Origin of the sequence: Klebsiella sp. Q2, from assembly GCF_009900705.1 — a bacterium.
Taxonomy (GTDB): domain Bacteria; phylum Pseudomonadota; class Gammaproteobacteria; order Enterobacterales; family Enterobacteriaceae; genus Klebsiella; species Klebsiella quasipneumoniae.
Genome location: NZ_JAAABE010000001.1, coordinates 219,661 through 240,963 on the forward strand (window position 1 = coordinate 219,661; position 21,303 = coordinate 240,963).

General features: G+C 50.1%; 22 protein-coding genes and 3 pseudogenes. 4 read left to right on the forward strand and 21 right to left on the reverse strand.

Annotated elements, in window-relative coordinates; all coding sequences use genetic code 11:
• Positions 1-23 precede the first annotated feature (23 nt).
• A pseudogene (locus GT756_RS01110) lies at positions 24-203 on the forward strand (IS3 family transposase); the annotation flags it as partial.
• A gap of 568 nt (positions 204-771) precedes the next feature.
• On the opposite strand, the pseudogene GT756_RS01115 reads toward GT756_RS01110, so the two are convergent.
• The 3 genes and pseudogenes from GT756_RS01115 to GT756_RS01125 all read right to left on the reverse strand — a co-directional run.
• Positions 772-990: pseudogene (locus tag GT756_RS01115) on the reverse strand (helix-turn-helix domain-containing protein); the annotation flags it as partial.
• A gap of 548 nt (positions 991-1,538) precedes the next feature.
• Positions 1,539-2,546, reverse strand: a complete 1,008-nt coding sequence (locus GT756_RS01120; RefSeq protein ID WP_160124509.1) for an acyltransferase — start codon at positions 2,544-2,546, stop codon at positions 1,539-1,541.
• Between the two features lie 314 nt (positions 2,547-2,860).
• Positions 2,861-3,378, reverse strand: a pseudogene (locus tag GT756_RS01125) (IS3 family transposase); the annotation flags it as partial.
• A 294-nt stretch (positions 3,379-3,672) separates the two neighbouring features.
• Here GT756_RS01125 and GT756_RS01130 point away from each other — a divergent pair.
• From GT756_RS01130 to GT756_RS01140, 3 genes are all read left to right on the forward strand, one after another.
• Positions 3,673-4,749 carry a hypothetical protein gene (locus tag GT756_RS01130; RefSeq protein ID WP_142371962.1) on the forward strand — a complete coding sequence of 359 codons (1,077 nt, stop codon included), beginning with the start codon at positions 3,673-3,675 and terminating at the stop codon, positions 4,747-4,749.
• A gap of 10 nt (positions 4,750-4,759) precedes the next feature.
• The gene (locus tag GT756_RS01135; RefSeq protein WP_160124510.1) at positions 4,760-4,906 is read left to right on the forward strand and encodes a hypothetical protein; all 147 of its coding nucleotides are present in this window, start codon (positions 4,760-4,762) and stop codon (positions 4,904-4,906) included.
• 283 nt (positions 4,907-5,189) lie between these two features.
• Positions 5,190-5,345, forward strand: coding sequence for a hypothetical protein (locus tag GT756_RS01140; protein WP_160124511.1), 156 nt, complete (start codon positions 5,190-5,192; stop codon positions 5,343-5,345).
• A gap of 111 nt (positions 5,346-5,456) precedes the next feature.
• Here the strand turns inward: GT756_RS01140 and GT756_RS01145 are convergent, their stop codons facing one another.
• From GT756_RS01145 to GT756_RS01230, 18 genes are all read right to left on the reverse strand, one after another.
• Entirely contained in the window at positions 5,457-6,266 is an 810-nt protein-coding gene (locus GT756_RS01145; protein WP_102012961.1) for a hypothetical protein, read from the reverse strand.
• A complete protein-coding gene (locus GT756_RS01150) occupies positions 6,266-8,440 on the reverse strand; it encodes a hypothetical protein (RefSeq protein WP_110230383.1) in 2,175 nt (724 codons plus the stop codon). The genes GT756_RS01145 and GT756_RS01150 overlap by 1 nt, the downstream gene beginning before the upstream one ends.
• Before the next feature lie 77 nt (positions 8,441-8,517).
• Positions 8,518-11,586 carry a host specificity factor TipJ family phage tail protein gene (locus GT756_RS01155; RefSeq protein ID WP_160124512.1) on the reverse strand — a complete coding sequence of 1,023 codons (3,069 nt, stop codon included), beginning with the start codon at positions 11,584-11,586 and terminating at the stop codon, positions 8,518-8,520.
• The gene (locus tag GT756_RS01160) at positions 11,583-11,963 is read right to left on the reverse strand and encodes a nitrite transporter (RefSeq protein ID WP_102012821.1); all 381 of its coding nucleotides are present in this window, start codon (positions 11,961-11,963) and stop codon (positions 11,583-11,585) included. The genes GT756_RS01155 and GT756_RS01160 overlap by 4 nt, the downstream gene beginning before the upstream one ends.
• A 9-nt stretch (positions 11,964-11,972) precedes the next feature.
• Entirely contained in the window at positions 11,973-12,455 is a 483-nt protein-coding gene (locus GT756_RS01165; RefSeq protein ID WP_102012822.1) for a DUF1833 family protein, read from the reverse strand.
• 180 nt (positions 12,456-12,635) lie between these two features.
• Positions 12,636-13,100, reverse strand: coding sequence for a hypothetical protein (locus tag GT756_RS01170; RefSeq protein WP_004190622.1), 465 nt, complete (start codon positions 13,098-13,100; stop codon positions 12,636-12,638).
• On the reverse strand, positions 13,100-16,000 hold the full coding sequence (locus GT756_RS01175; RefSeq protein ID WP_160124513.1) for a phage tail length tape measure family protein: 2,901 nt from the start codon (positions 15,998-16,000) through the stop codon (positions 13,100-13,102). The genes GT756_RS01170 and GT756_RS01175 overlap by 1 nt, the downstream gene beginning before the upstream one ends.
• Before the next feature lie 73 nt (positions 16,001-16,073).
• Positions 16,074-16,505 (reverse strand): zinc ribbon domain-containing protein, encoded by a 432-nt coding sequence (locus tag GT756_RS01180; protein ID WP_016946673.1) that lies wholly within the window; start codon positions 16,503-16,505, stop codon positions 16,074-16,076.
• Positions 16,506-16,552: 47 nt separating this feature from the next.
• Positions 16,553-16,909: a hypothetical protein gene (locus GT756_RS01185; RefSeq protein ID WP_004217333.1), complete on the reverse strand. Its 357-nt coding sequence runs from the start codon at positions 16,907-16,909 to the stop codon at positions 16,553-16,555.
• Positions 16,910-16,985: 76 nt separating this feature from the next.
• Positions 16,986-17,162, reverse strand: a complete 177-nt coding sequence (locus GT756_RS01190; RefSeq protein ID WP_023287528.1) for a hypothetical protein — start codon at positions 17,160-17,162, stop codon at positions 16,986-16,988.
• 167 nt (positions 17,163-17,329) lie between these two features.
• On the reverse strand, positions 17,330-17,812 hold the full coding sequence (locus GT756_RS01195) for a hypothetical protein (protein ID WP_008807841.1): 483 nt from the start codon (positions 17,810-17,812) through the stop codon (positions 17,330-17,332).
• A gap of 53 nt (positions 17,813-17,865) precedes the next feature.
• Positions 17,866-19,038, reverse strand: a complete 1,173-nt coding sequence (locus GT756_RS01200) for a phage tail tube protein (RefSeq protein WP_160124514.1) — start codon at positions 19,036-19,038, stop codon at positions 17,866-17,868.
• A gap of 23 nt (positions 19,039-19,061) precedes the next feature.
• Entirely contained in the window at positions 19,062-19,454 is a 393-nt protein-coding gene (locus GT756_RS01205; RefSeq protein ID WP_004190640.1) for a phage tail terminator-like protein, read from the reverse strand.
• A complete protein-coding gene (locus tag GT756_RS01210; RefSeq protein ID WP_008807839.1) occupies positions 19,451-20,002 on the reverse strand; it encodes a hypothetical protein in 552 nt (183 codons plus the stop codon). The genes GT756_RS01205 and GT756_RS01210 overlap by 4 nt, the downstream gene beginning before the upstream one ends.
• 1 nt (position 20,003) lies before the next feature.
• The gene (locus tag GT756_RS01215; protein ID WP_004217344.1) at positions 20,004-20,387 is read right to left on the reverse strand and encodes a hypothetical protein; all 384 of its coding nucleotides are present in this window, start codon (positions 20,385-20,387) and stop codon (positions 20,004-20,006) included.
• Complete coding sequence (locus tag GT756_RS01220; RefSeq protein ID WP_004190646.1) at positions 20,374-20,607, reverse strand: hypothetical protein; 234 nt, start codon at positions 20,605-20,607, stop codon at positions 20,374-20,376. The genes GT756_RS01215 and GT756_RS01220 overlap by 14 nt, the downstream gene beginning before the upstream one ends.
• 9 nt (positions 20,608-20,616) lie before the next feature.
• A complete protein-coding gene (locus GT756_RS01225; protein WP_087803955.1) occupies positions 20,617-20,871 on the reverse strand; it encodes a hypothetical protein in 255 nt (84 codons plus the stop codon).
• Between the two features lies 1 nt (position 20,872).
• Entirely contained in the window at positions 20,873-21,268 is a 396-nt protein-coding gene (locus tag GT756_RS01230) for a hypothetical protein (RefSeq protein WP_008807837.1), read from the reverse strand.
• Positions 21,269-21,303 lie beyond the last annotated feature (35 nt).

Below are 21,303 nucleotides of genomic sequence, written 5' to 3' on the forward strand. Positions count from 1 at the left end.
TCTATACTTTCAGTCTGAAAACTGTGGCCGATTCGTTCTTCAGTTCACTGAAAAAAGAACGCATCAGGAAGAGAATATACAAAACCCGGGAGCTGGCCCGGGCGGATATCTTCGATTACATTGAAGTGTTCTACAACCGGGCCCGGCGCCACAGTCACCTCGGCGGCGTCAGTCCGGAGGCCTTTGAACAGGCCTCGTTGTGAGGACAGTATTTGTCTACAGGCATGGGGTCACTCCAACTATAGGGCAGATTTGTCTACGGGCTAGGGGGGACTCCAGATATGTTTTTCGCGCTACTACTGCTAACGTTGACATCTGGAAGCGACTTAGCAGCCTGTCGTAAGGCGGAATTAAATGCAATTAAAGTGACTGGCCGACATTCGTACTTCACCCGGTTAGAATGGCTCTGAAACAAAAAAATGTCCTCTGGGTACCGTTTCTTTCTACGATCTATCATCGCCATCGCTGGAAGCGACAATTCAACCTTCAGCACCTTCAGATGTCCCGGTTCCCTTATCATTATCGAACAACCATCAATGTCATCGTAACGGAGTGACAGCAGCCTTCCCGCACTTAAACGTGTGTAAAAAATCAACGCCCACAAATCAGCCCATGTATCGGACATGTGCATAAGGTTATAGTTAATAGTTAGAAAATCTCTAAAACTTATTGTTTTCTTACTCATTACAAACAAACCAAACTGTTTTCAAAGCTGAATGAATTGATTAAGCCAAACGTAACATATCAGGCAAAGTAGTGAAATCTTTGTCTTCAAGTCGCCGGGAGGTACTTGTAGATAGTTTTCACGTTTACCCCTATCACATCGGCTACCTGCTGCCGGGTGGCTCCGTTCTCCAGCATCCGGTGGCAGCGTTCGACAACGTCAGGGGTCATCACTCTCCGGCGACTACCAATACGCCCCTGCTCTCTCGCCGCCGCCAGCCCTGCGCGAGTCCTCTCCACTATCAATTCGCGCTCCATTTCCGCCAGGGTACAACGAGCATGAATTTATATACTTCGGAACCGCCAGTCCTCTGGAGGAGGGGGAAAACTCACTGCTGTCGGTTGTCCAGTTAATACAACCCGCCAGTAATGGCGGGATATGCCTTATAGTGAGAACTCCCGGATGCTGGTTATAGGGCTTAACGGGCAGAAGGTAGTCTGTGTTATAGGAGTCAGAGTAAAGGCATCTTACAAGTATTCCCTGTGGGATAATAAAAAAATCCCACCGTATTGGCGGGAAAGGGTTTGTTGATGATAGTAGACTTTTCGCATCCATGTGACTAGTTAGGTAAACCTTAACAGCGCAACGGGTGTATAACTTTGCAAAAAATACCTGCAAGCTGGCGGTATAATTTAACAGAGAGAAAGTAACCTTTCTTCCCATTGAGATATAATTTCTCGCTTCGCCTTGATCTAGTCGTATCGGTCATAGTGCTTGGCCGATACTCCGGCTCTTTTATGTTTCTTCAATCTGTCGCGCATTTCTTTGCCTACACCCACCGCGCTAGCGAGTGTTTTAAATGCGAGGTTAAACTTCACGAACCAATTAATACCCTCGTGTTAATTTTTAATTTATTAAGGAATACATACACCATTGATATGGTTAGTATTATTATTGCAGTCGCAAGTATTGATATTAACACAGCACTAAGTGAACTATCTTGTAGTATGACATCGGCTTTTCTAGACAACACAGCTCTTATTGCTCCGACAAAATATCCATGTAAAAAATATAACGTAAAACTGATATCTGCAAGAAAGGATAGAATCCTAAATCTAACCCCTTTGTTGTCAAGGTGCATAAAATAAGAGCACATAAACAAGAACAATATTATTTTAGATAGAATAGAGAAGCTTGGATTTAATTCAAAATAAACCTCAAAAATGAAGAAAAATAAAAACAAGATTAAATACAAGTATTTTTTTTGTGGCAAAATCAATACATCTCTGTAAAAGCAAATCACCATCCCTATAATATATACAGGAAGAAAGTGAAAATACGAAATGATTGCGTTCGAATCCTGTGGTGGCCTTGAAGTAAAAACTATGGCGATAACTGACAATACAGACACAAAGATAAACAACATTTCGTTTTTATGAAGCATCGATAATGGTTTTGATGTTAGGAATATGAGCACCAATACAGGGATAAACCACAAAGGACCAAGATGAGACCCAGTTGCATAAAAGAATGAAATGACATAAATTGTTGTATGCTCAATTAATGACTCTATATCGACCCAGTTATGGTCTTTCTTAAATCCAAGTATATATATAAGAATTGCAGGTATTGATATTATTAAATATGGGGTGATGACATTTTTCACTTTAACCTTCATGAAAGGCATGAATTTATATTTATCAACCAATAGCTGAAATAGAAATCCTGATATAAGAACAAAAACAGCCGTCCATTCCTTTAGAAAATGGCTCCAGGTGGTGAAAATAACGTCTGAATTTTTATTGAATATATTACAATGAATTAACACAATGAAAAAAGCAGCTATTCCTCTAATATCGTGTATATATGTTATTTTTTTCATCACTCCCTCTTTTGTTATTGGTTACACCAGTTCAATCTCTAACTTAAGAACATAATTAATGTGAGTTGAAAGTGCTTAAATTACATGGGTGCTTCTTAGACACACTTCCTACACTACCTTATACTAAATTACAAAAAAAAACACAATTTTTCAATTTATTTTTCTTGTATATTTTTTATGTTTTTCAGTATCATATGAGTGATTGTGGCATTTTGGTTTACTGAGGATGACTTCTCGCACTTGTGTTTTACATTTCCTTAAGTAGGATTTTTTCAATAGTGCAGTTGGTAACTGGGTAACACATTGACATGACGTCAAATTCCTGCTTTATGATTGTCTGATCCTACCCGCGTAATGTGGACACGCTCATAAGCGAGGTTCTGGTTTTCAAATTGCTCCGGGCTGATTCCGCCACAGGCACTGTGACGACGCCATCTATTGTAATCGCACTCGATATAATTAAACACCGTTGCCCGCATCATTTCACGACTGGCAAAGCGTTTTCCGTGAATGCATTCCACCTTCAGGGTGTGGAAGAAGCTCTCCGTGCACGCATTGTCGTACCAGCAGCCCTTTGTACTCATGCTCCCACGCAGATTATGCCGCTTCAGTAACGCCTGATAGTCCGCTGAGCAATACTGACCGCCACGGTTTTCACATTGAAGCGGTAACCCTGCGCACGGAGTTCATCTGCCAGACGCGGCGCACCGTAGCGCTGCTTTGCCTGATTAAACGCTGTCAGCACGGCGTTGTCGCATGTCTGCCGGAAACGCTGGCGTCCATTAATGACACTGCGGCGGTTACGCCAGGCATACCAGCCACTGCGGGAAACACACTGCAGCAGGGTAAATGTGAAAAAATCATTTTAATACAAGTTGGGATTCTGCGCCGACGACTGTCAAAGGCGACGGACCACGGCAGATCAAGCGAAGAAAACTTGCACCACAATCATCTTGTAAAAATAACGGGAATGAAATAGTGTGGTGAGAAAAGCATCACCTACCACCGTTCTAACTATAGTAACTGAAGTTAACGGGATATAAATCAAGGATATTGATGCGGAAAGATGAACCACAACAGGTCAAACCATAACCATATGAATAGAGAAATGTAGGAGAAGAGTTCGTTGTTAATTTTACGAGTGATAGCGGGGTATGTGTTTCTTTTATCTGTATTTGATGCTTCGGGAAAAGAACTGATACCGGATTCGGCTAAACATAGCGAAAATAATCAGTTCTATAATTGGGCTATGCATCTGCGGTGGTTAAAAATGGGTACTACTCAAGAGAATACTTCCGCCACCTCAGCTCGACAGCTCATGATTGCTGGGACATTGAAACATTCATCGGGAGATGAAGCACCTAACAATAGTTATTTGAAAACTATTATAGGCGTAGGCTCATCTTCAACAAATAGAAGTAATTCGAGTTATACTGAGATGGCTGCTGAATTTGGCGCATCTTACATAAACATGGGGGATGAGGCAGCAACTATCGGGCAGAATATGGCGCAAATAGGCGCAATTCCTGCATTGTTAACTGTTTCTGGTGGGAGCATACCTGCGTCAGGCTCAGTGAATGTAACAGCGTCAAACATGTCACTAAACCGTAATATGAATGCTTTTCGTGGAACGTTACTCGACGTACCAGGTGTCTTAGCATGGTCAGAAGGGACAACCGGTACTTTTACCCGCGTTAGTACTGGGGAGGCAGTACCTGTGCCAGAAAATACACCATTTATTCCTGATGCAATAAAATATCGCGCGAACTGCATTATCTTGGAAAGCGGAAAAAATGACATTAATTCCGGGCGAGCGTACGCAGATATACTGGCTGACACCGTAACTATATCGACATGGTTCGCTTCATTCGGTACTACCACAATAGTTATGGGGCATTTTGCTAATGGTTCGTATAGAAGCGCCCAGCGTAATACTCTGTCTAAACTAGATGCAGGGATTACTGCCGTGTTTGGCAATCGGGCCATTGACCAACAAGCATGGTTTACGTCTCCTCAACTCTGGGTAGATCTTGCGAATGAAGGAATTACTCCAACCTCTCAGGATCTTGCCGATCAGTCTGAGGGAAATGTACCGCAAACATTGATGACATCCTCTAGGGATCACCTTACGACAGCGGCTTATGGCTATCGTATGAAATATCTGGTTAAACCAAAACTAATTGAACTCGGATTATATAAGTAAGGAACATTTTATGACTCTCTTAATTAATAATATTGCAATGTCAGATCCGGGCGACGCACCATTTGTGCCTGATTTATTGAAAGAGTTATTGCTTAATTTCAGTGCTGCCATTGATGCGCCGGGCGACGGTAATCGTGTGTCATCAATCATAATGTAACATGGTAATGATGCAGTCTCTGGCGATTATACTTTTGACCGTCGGCGTGGGACAGGCACGCAGAAACCCCTTAGCCTTGTCGTTGGTGTAGAGTCGTTTATCAATTTTGATGGTAACAGCACGCTTTCAAATAACAGCATAGGATCAACCTTGATAGAAGGTGCACTTACCGAAGCTTTTCGCGTGAGAATTAATGATTGGGCTTCCCTTACAGGTAATTCCGGGATACGTCGGGGAAATACCTAATTATACGGCAGGATATCGTAGCGAGGGAAGCGGGGTCGTGAGTGATATTGATATCACAGCCGTTGCTCGAATTAAAGGTCTTGGATTCAGGGCAGATAGTGAGACAACCGGCTTGGCGGGAAAGTTTGATATGCCTCACTATTTATTATGGGACAGGGCGCTAACCGCAGAGGAAATGCAGATTGCCAGGTAAATCCTCAATGCTCGAGGGGTATTCAGGAAGTTAGATAGGGATGGCGGCTATCACCTTCGATAGCCGCTAAAACTCTGCGAACTAGAACCTTTGATAATTTCACGTATCAGATCATGAGAAACGTGTTCCCGCAACATCTTTATCAGTCGCCAGAATTTCTGCGGTTGTTTTGTCCGTCGCGGTCAGGTCGTCTTTTCTGTACCGATAGAAGCTACCCGCCCATGCCACAGGGAATGAGGTCGATGTACCAACATAACGATACGTTGGTGCTGTAGGCACCGCTGTCGCTACAGATTGCCAACCCGAGGCGTAGACCTGAACCTGATCGAGGTAAACGTAGATCCGCTGCTGAGTATTGTCTTCACTGACCTGACACTCCACAGCAAGCTGGTGCGGACTCCCGTTGAACAGCGTTGCCAGCTGAGACGCGAGTGCATATTGTCGACCTCGCACATACAGGGAGATAGCCGATGGTGATGCCCCGGAAACGGCTGTAATGGCCATGCCAAGCATAGACGCTGTCGCTAAATTCAGATTAGAAGTAGAAAAACTGAACGTCTGATTATTGACGCCCACAGTCCCCACGCCAAAATTGTCTATTTTCAGCCATTGAGTAATAAGCCAGTGCTTATCCCCTGGCTGAGGTGCGGCTACTTCTGGCAAATCAAAAGTATCGCCATTTACACCAACAAAACGCATCCCACCATTCTGGTATAAATGCGACTTTGAAAACGTCGCGTATGAGTCAGAGAACGTCAGGCTGTAGATTTCAGCGCCGGCAGAGACGTCTTTTGCGCCGCCATATATCCCCCCAGCTCCGGCATCATAGACAGCCTTTGTACCGGTATTGATAGAACGATCCGGGTAATGTTTTACACCAGTGTTAGCTTCTACGTCAGTATAAATTTGAATTAACCCCATTATAACCACCCTTTATTATTTAAAACATCACGTGTAAAAATTGCGTTTACATTTGCGCCGTAATCCAGTGCCAGTTCTGGTGTCAATGAACCACCATTACCATTAATCTGTTGCGACGGATGAAGTGGATCGTACCGCAAAGAACGCGGAGTAAGTCCCGCAGCAACATCTTCCATGTCTCCCGAAGAAGCGGGATTGGCGTTGTTAATAAAATTCTGTCTAATATCTACATTACCAATAGCGCAATAAAAATCCGGATACTTATCCTGATAACGGTGATTCAATTCAGTCATTTTATTGAAACCGGTTGAACCGGTAGGCTCGCTGGATGAATTAAAATCTGCCATGATAAGGATTTTTTCACCGACAGGTTTAACATACTCAACCATAGAATGTAGGTTTTGCATAATTAAATCTGTTTCACTTAAATTATTGCGGCCAATCCAGAAAATATTTATACACTCGTCGTGTAAATCAAACTGTGTTCCTGAGGTGATGCTTCCGCTTACATTAACGGTTGTTATTGGATACACAAATAAAGGCACCTGCACCGATACAGGTACTGCATCTCCTGCTGTTTCACGGGTAAATACAGCGCTCGTTCCATCCCAGGTAAAAGTCCCGTCAACTCCCGCAAGATTGCACTTTAAAGCAACCGGAGCAGCCAGCGAGCGGCATGGGCCGGGGAATGCAGGGGTTAGTGTCACCGCGCCACTTGCCGGTATTGATCCACCCACGGGGGCGTAATAGGCCGGCTCCCCACCCTGGCGGGCTGCAATCGCATCGCTTGTCTGGCCGCTCAGACCAAAATTGTACGTTGGTAGCCCGGTCAGCGCGTGCAGTCTGTTAAGGTACGCCCCGTTGTTGATGAACGAGTGCCCCCAGCCGACGATTCTTTTTCGTGCAATGTACGCATGCGGGGTCATGTCCGGCAGTTGTGCGTAAAACAGTGCGCCGGGGGGCGGGTCAGCGCGGTCAGACTGCCAGACGATACGGTCGACACCGTCGGGCCGGGGAGCTGTCTCGTTGCTCTCACCATTCGTGATCTGTATCTGTTTTCCAGTCTCGGAGTTATACACAAAAATCTGAGAATAACCTGACGCTACATCTGTGAATGGCAATAACGGGTTAGACTTCGGTGATAGCTGTGCCAGTTCACTCTGTAACGATTTAATATCATCAAGTGCTTTCCAGTAATCTTCGACCCGAAAAATGACATCCCGGTTCTTATCAAATACTGTCCATGCTGTAGGGTTAAATGGGAAGTCAGAGCTATTCGAAAATGCAGATGCATGGCTAAGTCTGGTAAGGTTTTGGGCGTCTTCTGCAGGCAATATTGAATTAACATCAAGCGAAACACCATTAACGGAAAGTTTCGCAACGTCAATTTCCCTATAGACGCACTTCATATAGTTGTAATAGACATTACCACGAAGAGCCCACATCATATTTTCCACGGAATCCTTCGCGATGTAATCATAAGACTCAGCAAAGGGGTAATTTTCAAAGTCCATCACTCTGAATAAACGAGCCTGGCTCAGAACCTCAACATTTTCCTTATCTTCCTCATCAAGGATGTTGCGCTCTGATACCGCCATTCCGTTAAGATTAAATTCCCTTGTAGCTATAAACGGAAAAGACCAGTTGAGAAGCGTTGTAAAGTTTCGGCCCTTCCAGTAAAAAATAACATCTCTATTAGCGTCAAGACCTAGCCGATCATAGTTTTCAGCAAACGGGAAATCTCCGCCATCCGGATCAGATGTCAGAAATATTGTGTTGTCATTTAAAGGCAGCAGATTTTTTAGAGAATCATACGACAGCATCTTACGGCCGGTAGCCTGTAATGTGCCGCCTGTATTCATATACTCATCGGCCAGTGAGCTTCCATCAGTACTGCGCACCCAGGTAACAGCCCCGACCGGGATCTTCCCATCATCTGCTGCAGCCTGAGCTTCGGCCAGGGTGGTGAACGGCAGGCCAATTGCAGTGATGCTATTTTGCGCGTCGCTAATAGCTGCGGCGACCATCGCCAGAACCTGGCGCCAGGAGTCCAGCGGTTGCCCGGAACGGTCGTTAACCGTGCCGGCCGGACCGTTAACGAGTTCGTCCAGGCGAGTGGCGTTGTCGAGCAGCACCGCGGGCGAAGTGCTCCCAAGTGGCGGATCAAAGGCCATGTTTTTTGCTCCAAAAAAAGGCGTTCGCCCAAACGAGGGTTTGAGCGAAAGAAAAGTTGAAAGGGATTTTTTTGGTATTAAGCAGCGTCGCCGGGGTATGTGGCGTCGTCGTACTGGTAGAACGATTCGAGGTATTCTTTAGCGGTGACCTGACAGGTGCCGTCAGACTGGGGGGCGATCTCCTCTACAATGGCATCGTAGACGTGGCGCGTTGAGCCGCAGAACACCAGGCGGATCGGCTCGATGGTTGCCGACGACAGGTCAACCTTCATCGGGTCATCAAACTCGCTCAGGTGCGGGACTGACAGCTGAAAATCACCCACCCTGCTCGCCACCATCAGCCCGGATGCAGAGCCATCCTGATAGCGGATCAGCGCTCGGGGGTTTTCGAAAGACCAGTCCAGCGGCTCCGTAACGGTGAACGTTGTCACGCCACCAGCCGTTGTCATCGCCTCCACCAGACAGGAAATCGTGTTGTTACCCGGAATATCATCCGTGAGCACAATGCGATCGCCCGTGTTGTAGCACAGCGCGTCCAGCTCGGTAGTGGTCTGGAACGTCACCCGCTGCAGCAGGTATTTCATCAGGCGACGCATGCCGATCTGATAGGCGTGGTCCTGAGTCAGTACCCCATCAAGTTTGTAGTTCTCGATTTTCACCGGCGTGGGATTGTCCGGCGTCCGGCATTTAACGGTCTCCTCTGCCCAGGTAGTCCCGTTGATGTACGTCACGTCGACACCATCAAAATCATCGTCGGACGGTACGGTAAATCCGCTCTGCAGCTCCTCCACCATCTCATGCGGAGTGATCACGCCAGTCCAGGGCTTAATCCCTTCCCTGTTTACCGTCGCCAGGCCATCGCTCAACAGGAAGCGGGACTTCCCGGCATTGGCTATCTTCTGCAGCATTTCCAGCGCTGAGATACTGTCGCCCGTGGCGAAATCGAAATTTTCGCCCCGTGGCGTCCAGTACGCGGACTCCAGCGCGTTGATGGTGTCGACATCCATTTCCAGCCCCAGCGAGTTCGCGACATGCAGCAGCGCTCCCGAAATGGTTCTGGCCGTTCCGGTTTCATAGGCCCGAGTGGCCACAACGTTTACGCGTTTATCTGACTGCGCCGCCAGCTTCCCGCCCATCTCAACGGTCGCTGCCATCAGCGACACGCCGGGATAGGATGAAGGGCGCGTCAGCAGTCGCCCGCGCAGTGTCTGCCAGTACATCGAATCCCTGGCGTTGTTTGAGCCCTGCTCATTGCGCCGACGGCAGCGAACCTCTACCAGTCCCGGAGAACTGAGGGTGATCCGCTCAGTGAAACCTAACCCGTTGATGTTTTTAAGCGCGTACTCTCCCTGGTGACTCACCCACCCCGATCCGGAACCATAGACGCGATACTGAATCTCCCACTCAACGTGGCGAATCCGTTTTTTGCCCTTACTGTCAAAGCCACAGATGCCGTTCGGGAAGGAGAAATTCACCTCGAACATATCGACGGTCTCATTTTCAGGGCAAACCAGGAACGGCCCAAGCCAGCTCAGCGTGTCGTTAAGACCAGTGGCCTCATAGTCAATCATCGTCCGGGCGGTGAATCCCGGCCATGACTCATCAACGGCACCATTAACCAGGCGCGCCACCGTCGCCGTCGTGCCGTCGATAGAGACAATGCGGTACTCATTCCCGCGGTGAGCAAGTGAAAGCCGTTGCACCCCCTCCGGCATGCCGGAAAAGCCCGTTCCCGTGGCGCTGTTATAGGCAAGCGTCACATTCGCCGTTACCGCCGGGCTGCCGCCGGTTGATGCCGTGCCGGAGGTGTAAACCGGAGCATCACCGAAAACAGCCACAGGCAGCGAAGAAGACGTGATCGCCCCACCCGCGAACGGACTGGCCGCCTCGGTTATTAGTACGGTGCCGCCGTTGTCCTGCGCAACCAGGCCGGAACCAGTGAGTCCCTCGGTGATTGCCGCCAGCAGGCCCGACATCGAGACGTAGTTAGCCACCAACGACACCGGGTAGGTAACCCCCTGCCAGGTGATCGTGAACGTGCTGGAGCTGGTCGAAAAATCGTAGGTGGTCGGGGCCGCACTGGCCTGGACTTTTGCCGCACTCCCCCCGGTGCCGGGCACTGCAGCCTGACCGGGGATATATGACGCGATAAACAGATCGTAATCGACAGAGTTAAACCCCAGCGTCACCGGCATACCTACTACCGGCGCGATCTCCGTCAGCAGCGGGCTTGCGATAACGCTGTATCCGGCCGCCATGGTGATCTGGTAGTTCGCCGGGGCTTTAAGTTCGACCACGGCGCCAGCGACCCAACTGGGCGGCAGTGCGTTATCGTTCTCGTCATTATCGTCATCATCATCCGTATCCAGCCCCGTAAACGTCACGCTCGATCCGGAGACGGTCATGCTGTCTGCGATAATGTCGTCTGCGTCCGGCGACGTCTGGGCCATATCCAGCCCGGTGCCGGATGACGTCCCGCCCACTTCGGTGGAGTTGACCCAGTTTTCGCTGCGCTCATCACCGGAAACGTCCGCGCCTGGCGGGTAATGGGTGCTGTTGAATCCCGGTAGCGTTGAAGCTGGCGTACTGCCAACCCTGATATCGCCATTGGTATAAATCAGATCACCGACACCGAGACACAGCAGCATCTGGACGCGCATTTTCGTAGGATCGGCGGCATCAAACCGGGTAACCGGCTGCACCACATAATCAGGGTAGATACGCACCCGGCCAAATACCTCACGAATGGCATCACCGAGTTTTGCGGTATTCGCCTTTGCCGGGTTCAGGTCGAGACTCCGCCCTGTGGATGAGGTATAGCCGCCCGTATCGATGTTGCTCATCATAAAGTACGAATAGGCTGCAGCGGCAACGGAGATACCGACGCCGATCCACGCGATTGTGGCGGCCTCCAGCCCGAAGGGAACCAGATAAAGCCTGACATCACTATCAGGGCGAATCACACAACTAGCCCACTCGCCTGGCGGAATTAACAGCCCCTCAACCTCAACGGTCAGCGGTGGGACATCCCGATCCTCGTAGCCTTCAACATTTGCCACCAGCCAGCTGCGAATACTGGTTACACCATGCTCATGCGTTTCGAGTGGTTCACCGGGAAGCCGGGACGGGTAAAAACGAATGGTCATTGCCAGAACTCCACTTTGACAAATCGCCGCTTATACCGCGGCAACGGCAGAAAGGTGACGTTCGTTCCCGGATTGCATTCCGCCACATGCAGCAGACCATCGATACTGACCACGATCCCTACGTGGGTGACAGTCGACCCGGAATAACAGGCCACCCCGGCCCCTTCGCAGGGTTCGCAGCGCTCAAGGGTAAGCATCATCCGGCGCGCTTCCCGGTCGAGGCCGCCGTCGTCTTTGGTGACCCCTGCAAAATCGGGCCAGACGGGTAAATTCAGGTCGCGGCGTATCTCGTTCACAATGCCGAAGCAGTCGAGCTGCGGGTATACGCGCCCGCCCTTCAGCCAGGTGACTGAACGGTATTTATCAGGGTTGAACATTGGGATTCCTTAGCTGATATAACGCAGTCCGGGGAATACAGGTAGCGTGTAGCGGTAACGTGGCCAGGCTGTATCAAGGATATTCATACAACCCGCGGTAATCTGCGCCTCTGTCGCCGTCCAGTAACCAGACTTGATTTTCAGCGTATACGGCACTTCCGCAGGGGCCGCTAAATCCGTGGAGATATAACGCCGGTACGTCAGCAATGCAGACAGACGGTTAGCCAGCGCATAGCGGATCGCCGTGGACACAACACCATCGATATTGCACAGGGCAAATTTCAAATCTTGCGTACCGTCCGCATTGCGCGCCGGCAGCGCAATGTCTATCGCACAGGCGGTAAACGTTACGGTATCGCCGTTCTCCGTCGTTGCCGTGATGTTCTCGTAACCCTGGCACAGATAATGGACGTCAGAACCAATGGTGATCTGCAGCGTCTCAATGATCACCTCCGGCCCGCTGCTGGCGTAGAGGCGGTTGAGTATTGTCATGATTTTTACCCAATAAAAAAGGCCACCCGAAGGTGACCTTAAAAATTGGTGTCGAATGTGGGTGTACCCTCACCGGCAGGATCGCTATTCCGCGCTTTATTTCACGCTCCGGCTACGGAGCGGCATGAAGGACTTTCCCACAAATCGACACAAGTGATTATGAAGGTGAAACGGTTTTAATCAAGCCTTGGGCCACTCCTTATTCAGCGCAATATCCAGCAATGAGCTGCCGACGATCCATTCCGGGTAATTACCCCATGGGGCAGGAGCAAGGGGGCGTTCCCATAATTCAAGCGTCGCTGTGTACTTCCAGTAAATCGGGGCCACCAGTACCGGTCCCTGATAAATATCTGTAAAGCGGCATTTGTAAAACTTAATGCCTGCCGGCGTCTGCAGCTTCATCATGAACCATGCAGCCCCGTCAGATAACGCATCACGGAACCAGGACTCAAACGCCAGTCCCTGCGCATCGGTTTCCATAAACCAGGTGATGCTGGCCTGCGTCGGTGTGGACGTATAAGCTCGCCTTTGCCGCGCGCGGCCGGTGGTTAACTGGGTTCGTTTTAACGGGCTTACAGGCTGGAATCCGTATCCTTCCTGTAATGGCATCGGAAGACTGTCATGCGGGTAGTAGATATCAGTCATCACTCTAACCCTCTGCCTGAATATTTACTGCGCATTGCCTTACCAACTTTCCCGTCCCCTCTCAACAATTGCGCAGCAACCTGATCCAGGGCTTCCGTTGTCGCCTGCTTCTGCGTTTGAGCCATGGAGAGAGCCATCTGATCAGGTGTCACACCGGGCGGCGTATGGAAATGTTGCTCAATGGGAGCATGGATGGTGGTCTTGCTGCTGTTATCGCTGTTAACGTTCTGAACACCAGTACCAAACCCTGTACGCCCCAGAGTTGCATCAAGCGGTTGGCCATTTCGAAGTGCCTCAAGCTGAGACACGCCGATCCGGTTCGTTGATGCCTGGTCGAAGACGTACTCTCCTTTGTGAACAATACCCGCTGGCTGATACTTACCACCGGGGCCGGTGTAACCGCCGGAGGCGAAGCCAACGCCTGAAACAGCCTGAATATTTGAGACGATACTGGCGGTCTGCGCAGCGATTGAGGCCATAGCGATGATGTTGGCCGGATAAGGCGCGCTTACTGCACCGCTTGCTATAGCCTGCTGGATTTTCACCATCGAGTCCGCGATAGCGAATGCCTTGCTCGCAGCAAAAGCGACCTTGTAGATTGCCGATTGCTCACCAAACCCCGTTCGCATGATGTCGGCGGTACTGTCAAACAAGGACTGCGTGGCCGCAGATATGATGGTGTTTTTCTGAGCCTCTATGACCTGATTTGCATCCGCCGCACGTTGACGAATAGAGGTCATTCTGGCCTCACCCTCGGCAGTTATTTCACCGGCCTTCGCATAAGCTTCCTCCTGAGCTGCCAGCCAGCGCTGGAGCTCTTGCTGAGCCTGGTCATATTCGTTGATTTGCCCCTGCATCCCCTCAAAAGTTCCAGAGAGTCGCCCTCCTGTGGGTGTCAGGTTTCCTACAACATTACGAACCGTCGCGGGCAGTTGCATATCGGTGTTTTGATAAATATCTGCCCGTGTTTTTTCATATTCACCGGGTTTTAGTTGCCCGGTTGCTTTGGCTTTCTCCAGCAGTTCAAGACGGGTTTTAAGCAGATCGTTGGTCCGCTCATCCTTCGTCTTTACCTGTTCCTGCATTTTCCGGTAATCATCCAGGGTTTTTACGGAGTTTTGCAGTGCCTCCTGCTGCTTATACGCCTGGAGGATTTCATCTGAACGGGAAAGGATCGATTTCTGGTCAGCGGTGAGCTGCGTTTTAGACTTGAGGTCAGTAATTTGCTGTTCGAACTTAACACGTGCCTGGGTTGCGCTGTTAAGCTTGTCACTGGCATCCAGTTGTGACTGCAAGGCAGCTGTCTGCTGGTTTATTTGATCAAGCAACCTGGTTGCTGCGTCCTCGGTATATGCTTTACCCTTTGGCGTCTTGGGTGGTTTCGGATCTTTGTACATCTCGTTAATGCGAGAAACATTTTTTGCATATTGCTCTGCAGTAATTGCACCAGCCTTCAGGAATTCGCTTTGCTGCTTAATAGCTTTATTGCGCTTATCCGCATTGCTCAGATATTGCTGGTTAACGCGATCTGCTTCCTGCTGCGTTTTAATTCTTTGCTGTTCGGCTTCCTTAGCCTTCGCCTGTCCTTTGGTTACATCCCCCTGAAGATTGGCAACTGATTCGAGCAAATCTCTCTGTTTTATCATCTCCGGGAGGTTGGTAAACCTCGCGCTAAAACTGTTCCAGAACCCACCATCTTTTTGCCCTTTTTGGGCTTCAGCAATATTTTCGTTTAAGGTGGCAAGTTTATCCGTTAGTGTTTGTTCACGCCCAATATTGAGCATCGCATCCCAGGCGCCTTTGGCCGTTTTACCCAGCGAGTCCCATGCACTTTCAAGAAGACCAAGATTCTGATGAATATCATTCGCACGCTGCTGCATGGCATTGGCGTAAGCATCAGTAGCCACCCGTGCAGCATCCTGCTGATTACCTTCATCCTGTAGCGCTTTAATCTGGTTGTAGGTTGCCAGTGTCAGAAAGTGGTACTGGTCGTTAAGTTTGGTAATGGCCGCAACCGGGTCAGCAGTAATGTCGTTGAAATCACCAACCAGCTTATCGGTAGCAATGCCCGTCGCCTCGCTGGTCTTAACAATGGCGGTTGTCACGCGCTCCAATGAGTCGCCAGCTACTTTACCGGATAACACCAACTGATTCAGCGTTGAAGCTGCTGCACCGGTTGTGGAGTTAGCTGCGACCGATACACGGGCCGCCATATCTGCCAGTTGACCGGAAGTTTTGCCTACCAGATTACCAGTGAGAACGAGAGACTTATAAAATTCGTCCTGCTCCTGAGTGCCTTTGTAATAGGCCAGACCAAGAAATCCGACCGCCGCAGCTGCAAGAGTTAAAGGGTTAACCAACCCCATAACATAGGTGCCCACACCCTTAATTGCCGGACCAATACCACCAAACATATCTTTTAACTGCCCGCCCTGCTGCATAAGCACCATAAACGGTGACTGACCTGTAGATAAGCCGACAATAATGTCGGTCATCTGCGCCGGGATCATGCGCATGGCATAGGCATTCTGGGCGGCGGATTGGCCGGTTTTACCAAGGTCGTCGCGAAATCCTGTTAGCCTGTTTCGTGTTTCCTCGATTTTCTTTGAATAAAGATCGAATGTATCGGTATCTACCATCCCCTTGGATTTGAATTTCGCAAGATCCTGCTGCTGTTTATCCAGTTTGTTCAGCGCGGCGTTTACCGGGTCGATACGATCTAAAAGTTCAGAAAGGGACTGTTTTTCTTCATCAGTGGCCTTTGTCACTTTCCCTGCACTGGTGGCAGCACGTTCACCTGCCTGCGACATTTTTACAAGTGCAGTTGCGAGATTGTCAGCCTGCTTTTCTGCCCCAGAGCTGTCAATAATAATGGCCAGGCGGGAGGTTTGTTCTGTCACGTGCTTTTCTCCGGGCAATAAAAAACCCCGCCAAAGCGAGGTTGGAACTTTTTGAAACTGTCGGGTCTTTACTTCATTGGCGGTAAAACATTATTGCTACGATAATCACCGCAAAGACAGTAATTGCAATTCCAGCGATTAACTTTACATTGACATCAGCCAGCCTATCACTAGCTCCAGTATTGTCAGTGTTAGCTATTATCTTCGAAGGAGTTACATCACTCCCACAATGCTTGCACTTCACCGCTTCGGAATTTATTAATTCTGCGCAGTAAGGGCATTTGACTGAAGTTCCGGACGCTTTTAGCTTATCTCCCACCAGAGCAATAATGATACCTGCGATGGCTACGAAACCTCCAAATATCATGTAATTTTGGCGCGATGACATTAATCCAAGATTGTTAACCCTATAGCCACCGCTTGTCGCTACTGTCACATCCATAAACAGCGCCGATACAGCAAAGATCACCCCTATTACAATCGCCAAGTATCCAATAATCTTCACTTGTCTACCCCATAAATTAAAAAGCCACCCGATGGTGGCTTTATCATTCAGCTTGCGTTCTCACAACCCGGCAGGCTGCGGTCAATCACAAGATTACCCTCAACACGCAGACCAATCTTACCGAACAGGAAGGAGTGGTTAAGTTGAGTGACAACTACGTCAGACAGACCAACTGCACAGCGATCTTTTTCAATCGCTCGATCAGCGGCTGTTTTAACGTTCGGGATGCCAAGAGGGAAGATGATAACCGGATAGCTATCTTCTGCTGTTACACGTTTCCCTTTATAGAACTTACCCCCATTGAGGTTGTAATTTTTAGTACTCGCCACAGTCAAATCTGCAACACGTACTGTACAACCAGAAAGTAACAGCGCTCCAAGCGCCAAAGCGATGACTTTTTTCATTATATGTTTCCTTTGATTGCAATCGGAAACATCCTATCATCGACTTTCAGGAGCATGGACCACCATTAATGGTAGGTCAGTTGCTTCCTTTCTTATCTGCTGCACGTTTCTGTGCCTCTGCCCACTCATCTCTCCAGGCATCATCAAGGGCCAGTATCGCTGCATCAAATTCAATGCGGTCGATCAGGATGGTGCGCGATGCCAGGTAAAGCTCGATATCGTTCAGGGATAGAGGGAGCGGCACTCCGGCCATGCCGGCATACTTCCTGCCGCGCGATATCATGGCGTAAGCGTTGAGGATCTCCCCAGTGACTGCATCGATTTCAGGCTCCGGAATGGGCGGGAGATTTAGTTTCTCCCTGCGCCACTTTGCTTTCTCGCCCTGCTCGCCGGCGAATTCCTTTAGCCATTTTTGGGCCTCTATGGCTTTTTTACGGTTTCCTGAGTCTGCTGCTCCTTACCCTGAGCAATATTCGCCGCCTCAGCCAGAATAAGCCAGTACAGAGAGGGGTTTTGCTTCAGTAACGCAACACCACGCTCCGGTGTATACGCTACCGCCGTCTCCGTACCATCCACCAACTCCCCCACGCCTTCCCAGTCTTTCAGAAGAAAGCGCGCGCAATTGTCGATGAGAAGATCATCAACCGAGTCAATCTCGCCCACACTGGCGAGATCGAAAGCATCCGTACCGACCTGGTAGCTCGCGTCCATTTTGTCGATATGGCGCCGCACCAGCGCATTGCGTGAGCGGTATTGTGGATTCTCGCTACTGGCCACCAGCAGACGGAGTTTAAATAGCGCCTCGTCTTCCGGCGTGAATTTCTTTTTACTTCCTGCTGGCTTTTTGTAAGGGAAAAACCAGCGTTCTCCGTTCAAATCAATTTGAGAAGAAATAATCAGCATAAAGACTCCCAAAAAAGCCCGATCCGCGATGACTGCAGAACGGGCCAGGTAAATTAAGGCGCGGTAACGGTGATTTCAGACGTTGCGGTATAGGTGCGGGCCTTACCAGTGATGATTGCAGTACCAGCAGCATTTCTGGTGACTGTTGCTGTTTTCTGCCCGGTAGAAACCACGCTGGCGATAGTCGGATCCGATGACGTCCACTGGACGGTATCAGTTGAATCAGCTGGCGTAAGCATGACGGTTAACGTCACCGTGGATCCCACGGCCCCAGTTGAAGTGGCTGGCGCAACACTGATTGCCGTCGCCGGCACTTTAGGCACGCGCGTAATCGTCGGCGGCGTATTGGCCGCGGTGATATCCAGCTGAACCTGAACAATGTCAGTGCTCCCCGCATCCGGCCAGTCGCCGGAGATCTGCACTTCCGGGAAATCGAAGGTATAGGCGCCTTCAGCATTCTCCAGCGTGAAGCTAAACGGCACCGTTTCGCCGGTGAACGTTTTTTTGTAAACCTCCCAGGCAGCCTTTGACCATGACAGCGTGATTTGACCTGACGGGGTAAAGGTTGTCGGAATGTTTGCGCCGGCGAACGCCGAGCCGGTACCGATGCAGCGCTGAGTCTGCATATTGTTGTTGAACTGAATGTTAAAGGTGTCGACGCAGAAGCCTGTCCCGCCATCAACACCATTCAGCTGGATGTTCGTGACCTCTTTGAAGGAGTAACGCAGGGCCCCCGCCAAATCAACCGGCGTGGTGAAATAGCTGGTATCGTCCCCCTTCGTCTCCCAGTCCAGCCCTGCAAACGTAATGGTTGCAGTGATATCACCATCGGCCGGGATTTCCATCTGGAAGGTGCCAACCTGGCAACCGCGGGCAATCTGGGCGATCCCCACATCACTGGCAAAAGTCGCCACGGAGAACGTAATGCGACCATTACCCATCGTTAGCACGTTATTTAGCCATTCGGAACCGAAGCAGCTGGCAAGAAAATCATCATGCTGGTTCCAGCGAAACCGCGTGCCGACATCGCCGCCGACATCCACTGTGCCGCGTGAAACACCTTGCGCCATGCGGTCACCAGCGATTTCGTCATTGTCGTTGGTGTTCTGCGTTGGTTTCAGACCAAATGAAGAACGACGCAGCAGGTTCCACGCCCCTGCTGTAGGCGTGATTCCTGGCGTTGTCTCGCGAATAAACGCGGCTACTACTTTTGCACCTGAGCTCACAGGAGCCTCCTGTTTTTTGTGCGCTACAGAGCGCGATAAGGAATTTGAAGATTGAGCTGTAACCAGCCATCGGTCTCACCCGCCGGCACAGCAGAAACAGCGAAATAACTCAGCTTTCCGTCATCCTTAAACTCGAATAGCTCCGTTAGCTGATCGGCCGTTCGGGAGATAAGCAACGTCCCGGAACCGACCGGAACAAAAAGCTGAATGATGAGTAAGCCCGTCCTGTGGACTACCGGCCCGTCCCCGATCTCGGTTGCGCCAGCCTGCCCAGCAATGTTGGTTAGTCGGGCCCAGATATCGCGGTTACTGGGGTCAAATACCGGGCCATTGGGATAATCCACCGCATCAGAGGCAATAGCGGTCTGTGCCGCCATTCGGGAAATGACAGCGTTTCTGATTTCTGTAAGGGTCATTTGTAGGCCTGAATAACACCATTAAACGAGACGGCATAGACGCCTGTCGGCGCCTGTGTTGAGTGGCCATTCTCCAGAGGCACGGAGTAAGGCAGGTTCGACTGGATGTAAATCACCGAGTAGGCTGGCGCCTGGTCAATGATATTTTTGCCATTAAGAAACGTCATTGTCCCGCGCGGATCCGGTTCGGTCGGGACGGAATGATTAGGTTCGCCGATGCTGACGAAATGCGATGCCCTGAAGGTTCCTGCGCGATACTCAGCCGGCCGCCTGATATCCATGCTGTCATTAACACGGACTTTCTTTCTGAGACGGCCTGTCTTTGTCAGGTTGGCAGGATCGGCATAAAGAGATTCGTTCCATTCCCCAACAGCTTTGTTGTACTGAACCGCGGTCGCGTTAATGGCCCACAGCTCCGGGTTTCCTACCGGCGACCGCTGAACGATTTCATTCAGCAGCTGAATGGCGATTGTCCGCTGGCGTAGTTTGACATCTTCTGCCACCAGCCCGGCGAATGCCGCTGGGTCAATGTTCCAGCCCTTAGCCATATCACGCCCTCCGCAGTTGAATGGAGTACGCAGCGCCAGCAGAGTCGGCAGAAGCGGTGATGACCTCGTAGCGCTGAAGTTCACCCGTAACCGGATCCGGTGCGGTGATGATATGCCCGACGGCCGGCTTATCAGTTACCTCGTTAACCAGTGCGGTTAGCTTCACATCACCATGCAGAATGTTAACGCCATCGATACGGCGCAGCTTATAGCGCGCCAGCACTCCACGCCCCGAGTAAGTCACCTGCGTTTCAGTGCCGGTTTCCGTCACCGGGTCCCAGGCACCCCGAACGGTGTATGACCCAGTGAAATCCTTAACGGCATCCTGCAGATCGGTATCGAATGCCGCGGCGACTTCGGTTTGCAGTTCGTCACGAATGCCCATTGCACCCACCAATACGCTGCTGAGGTTTAACGATCACTGTACCGTGGAGTTTGCGGGTATAAATTTCGCCATTGCGCTTAACCCGCAGCGGGAGCGGAGCAAACTCTACAACACCCTTTGCCTGGTTTGCGTAAACGACATGTCTGATCGGGTTTCCATTCACAAACACATCGCGGGGACCGAGCCCGTCGCCGGCGTAATGCACATATGGATTTTGCATGTTACCCCCTTACCGCCGCTCAATATGAGCATGGATAAAGTCGGTTTTAAGCGACTCCATAGCGCCAACCATCACATAGGGGCGTCCACCGTTATGCCAGCAATCAATCGCGTTACTCTCATCATCAAGCAGTATCACTGCGACACTGTGGCAGCCGCCGTTTTCGGCTCTCTCCAGAGCCTGTTTCAGCAGGCGAATAACCTGGTCGTTATCGAGGTTGTGATGGCTGGGCTTTTGAAATGGGACCACCTTCAAATCGGACATATCACGCCCTCACAAAGAACGTCTGGAAAGGGTTAATCATCCACGGTTTGAGCATATCCAGCGCCAGCTGCAAATCAGGATCGAGTAATTCAGTGCTGGTGGTTGAAAGCTCGGCAAAAGTGCGGGAAACCTTCACATCGTCGGCCTCAACGCTTTTGCTCGTCACCACGCCGGAATCTGTTTTTTGCTGATACAGATTGCCTGCAGCGGCTACGGAAGCGATAAACGCTCCGGCTTGCTTAACTTCTTCAGGAATATGCTCCGGGTCGATATCCTGAAGGTTAAGCGCCGTCATCCAGGTGTTTGCCTGGAGCACGGCTTTACCCTTTTTGTCGGCGGCAGCCCAGGTATCCCCCAGCAACTCGTCAACGTCCTGGATTGTTATATAAACGGTCATCGGATCCTCACCAAAAGAAACGGGGCTTTCGCCCC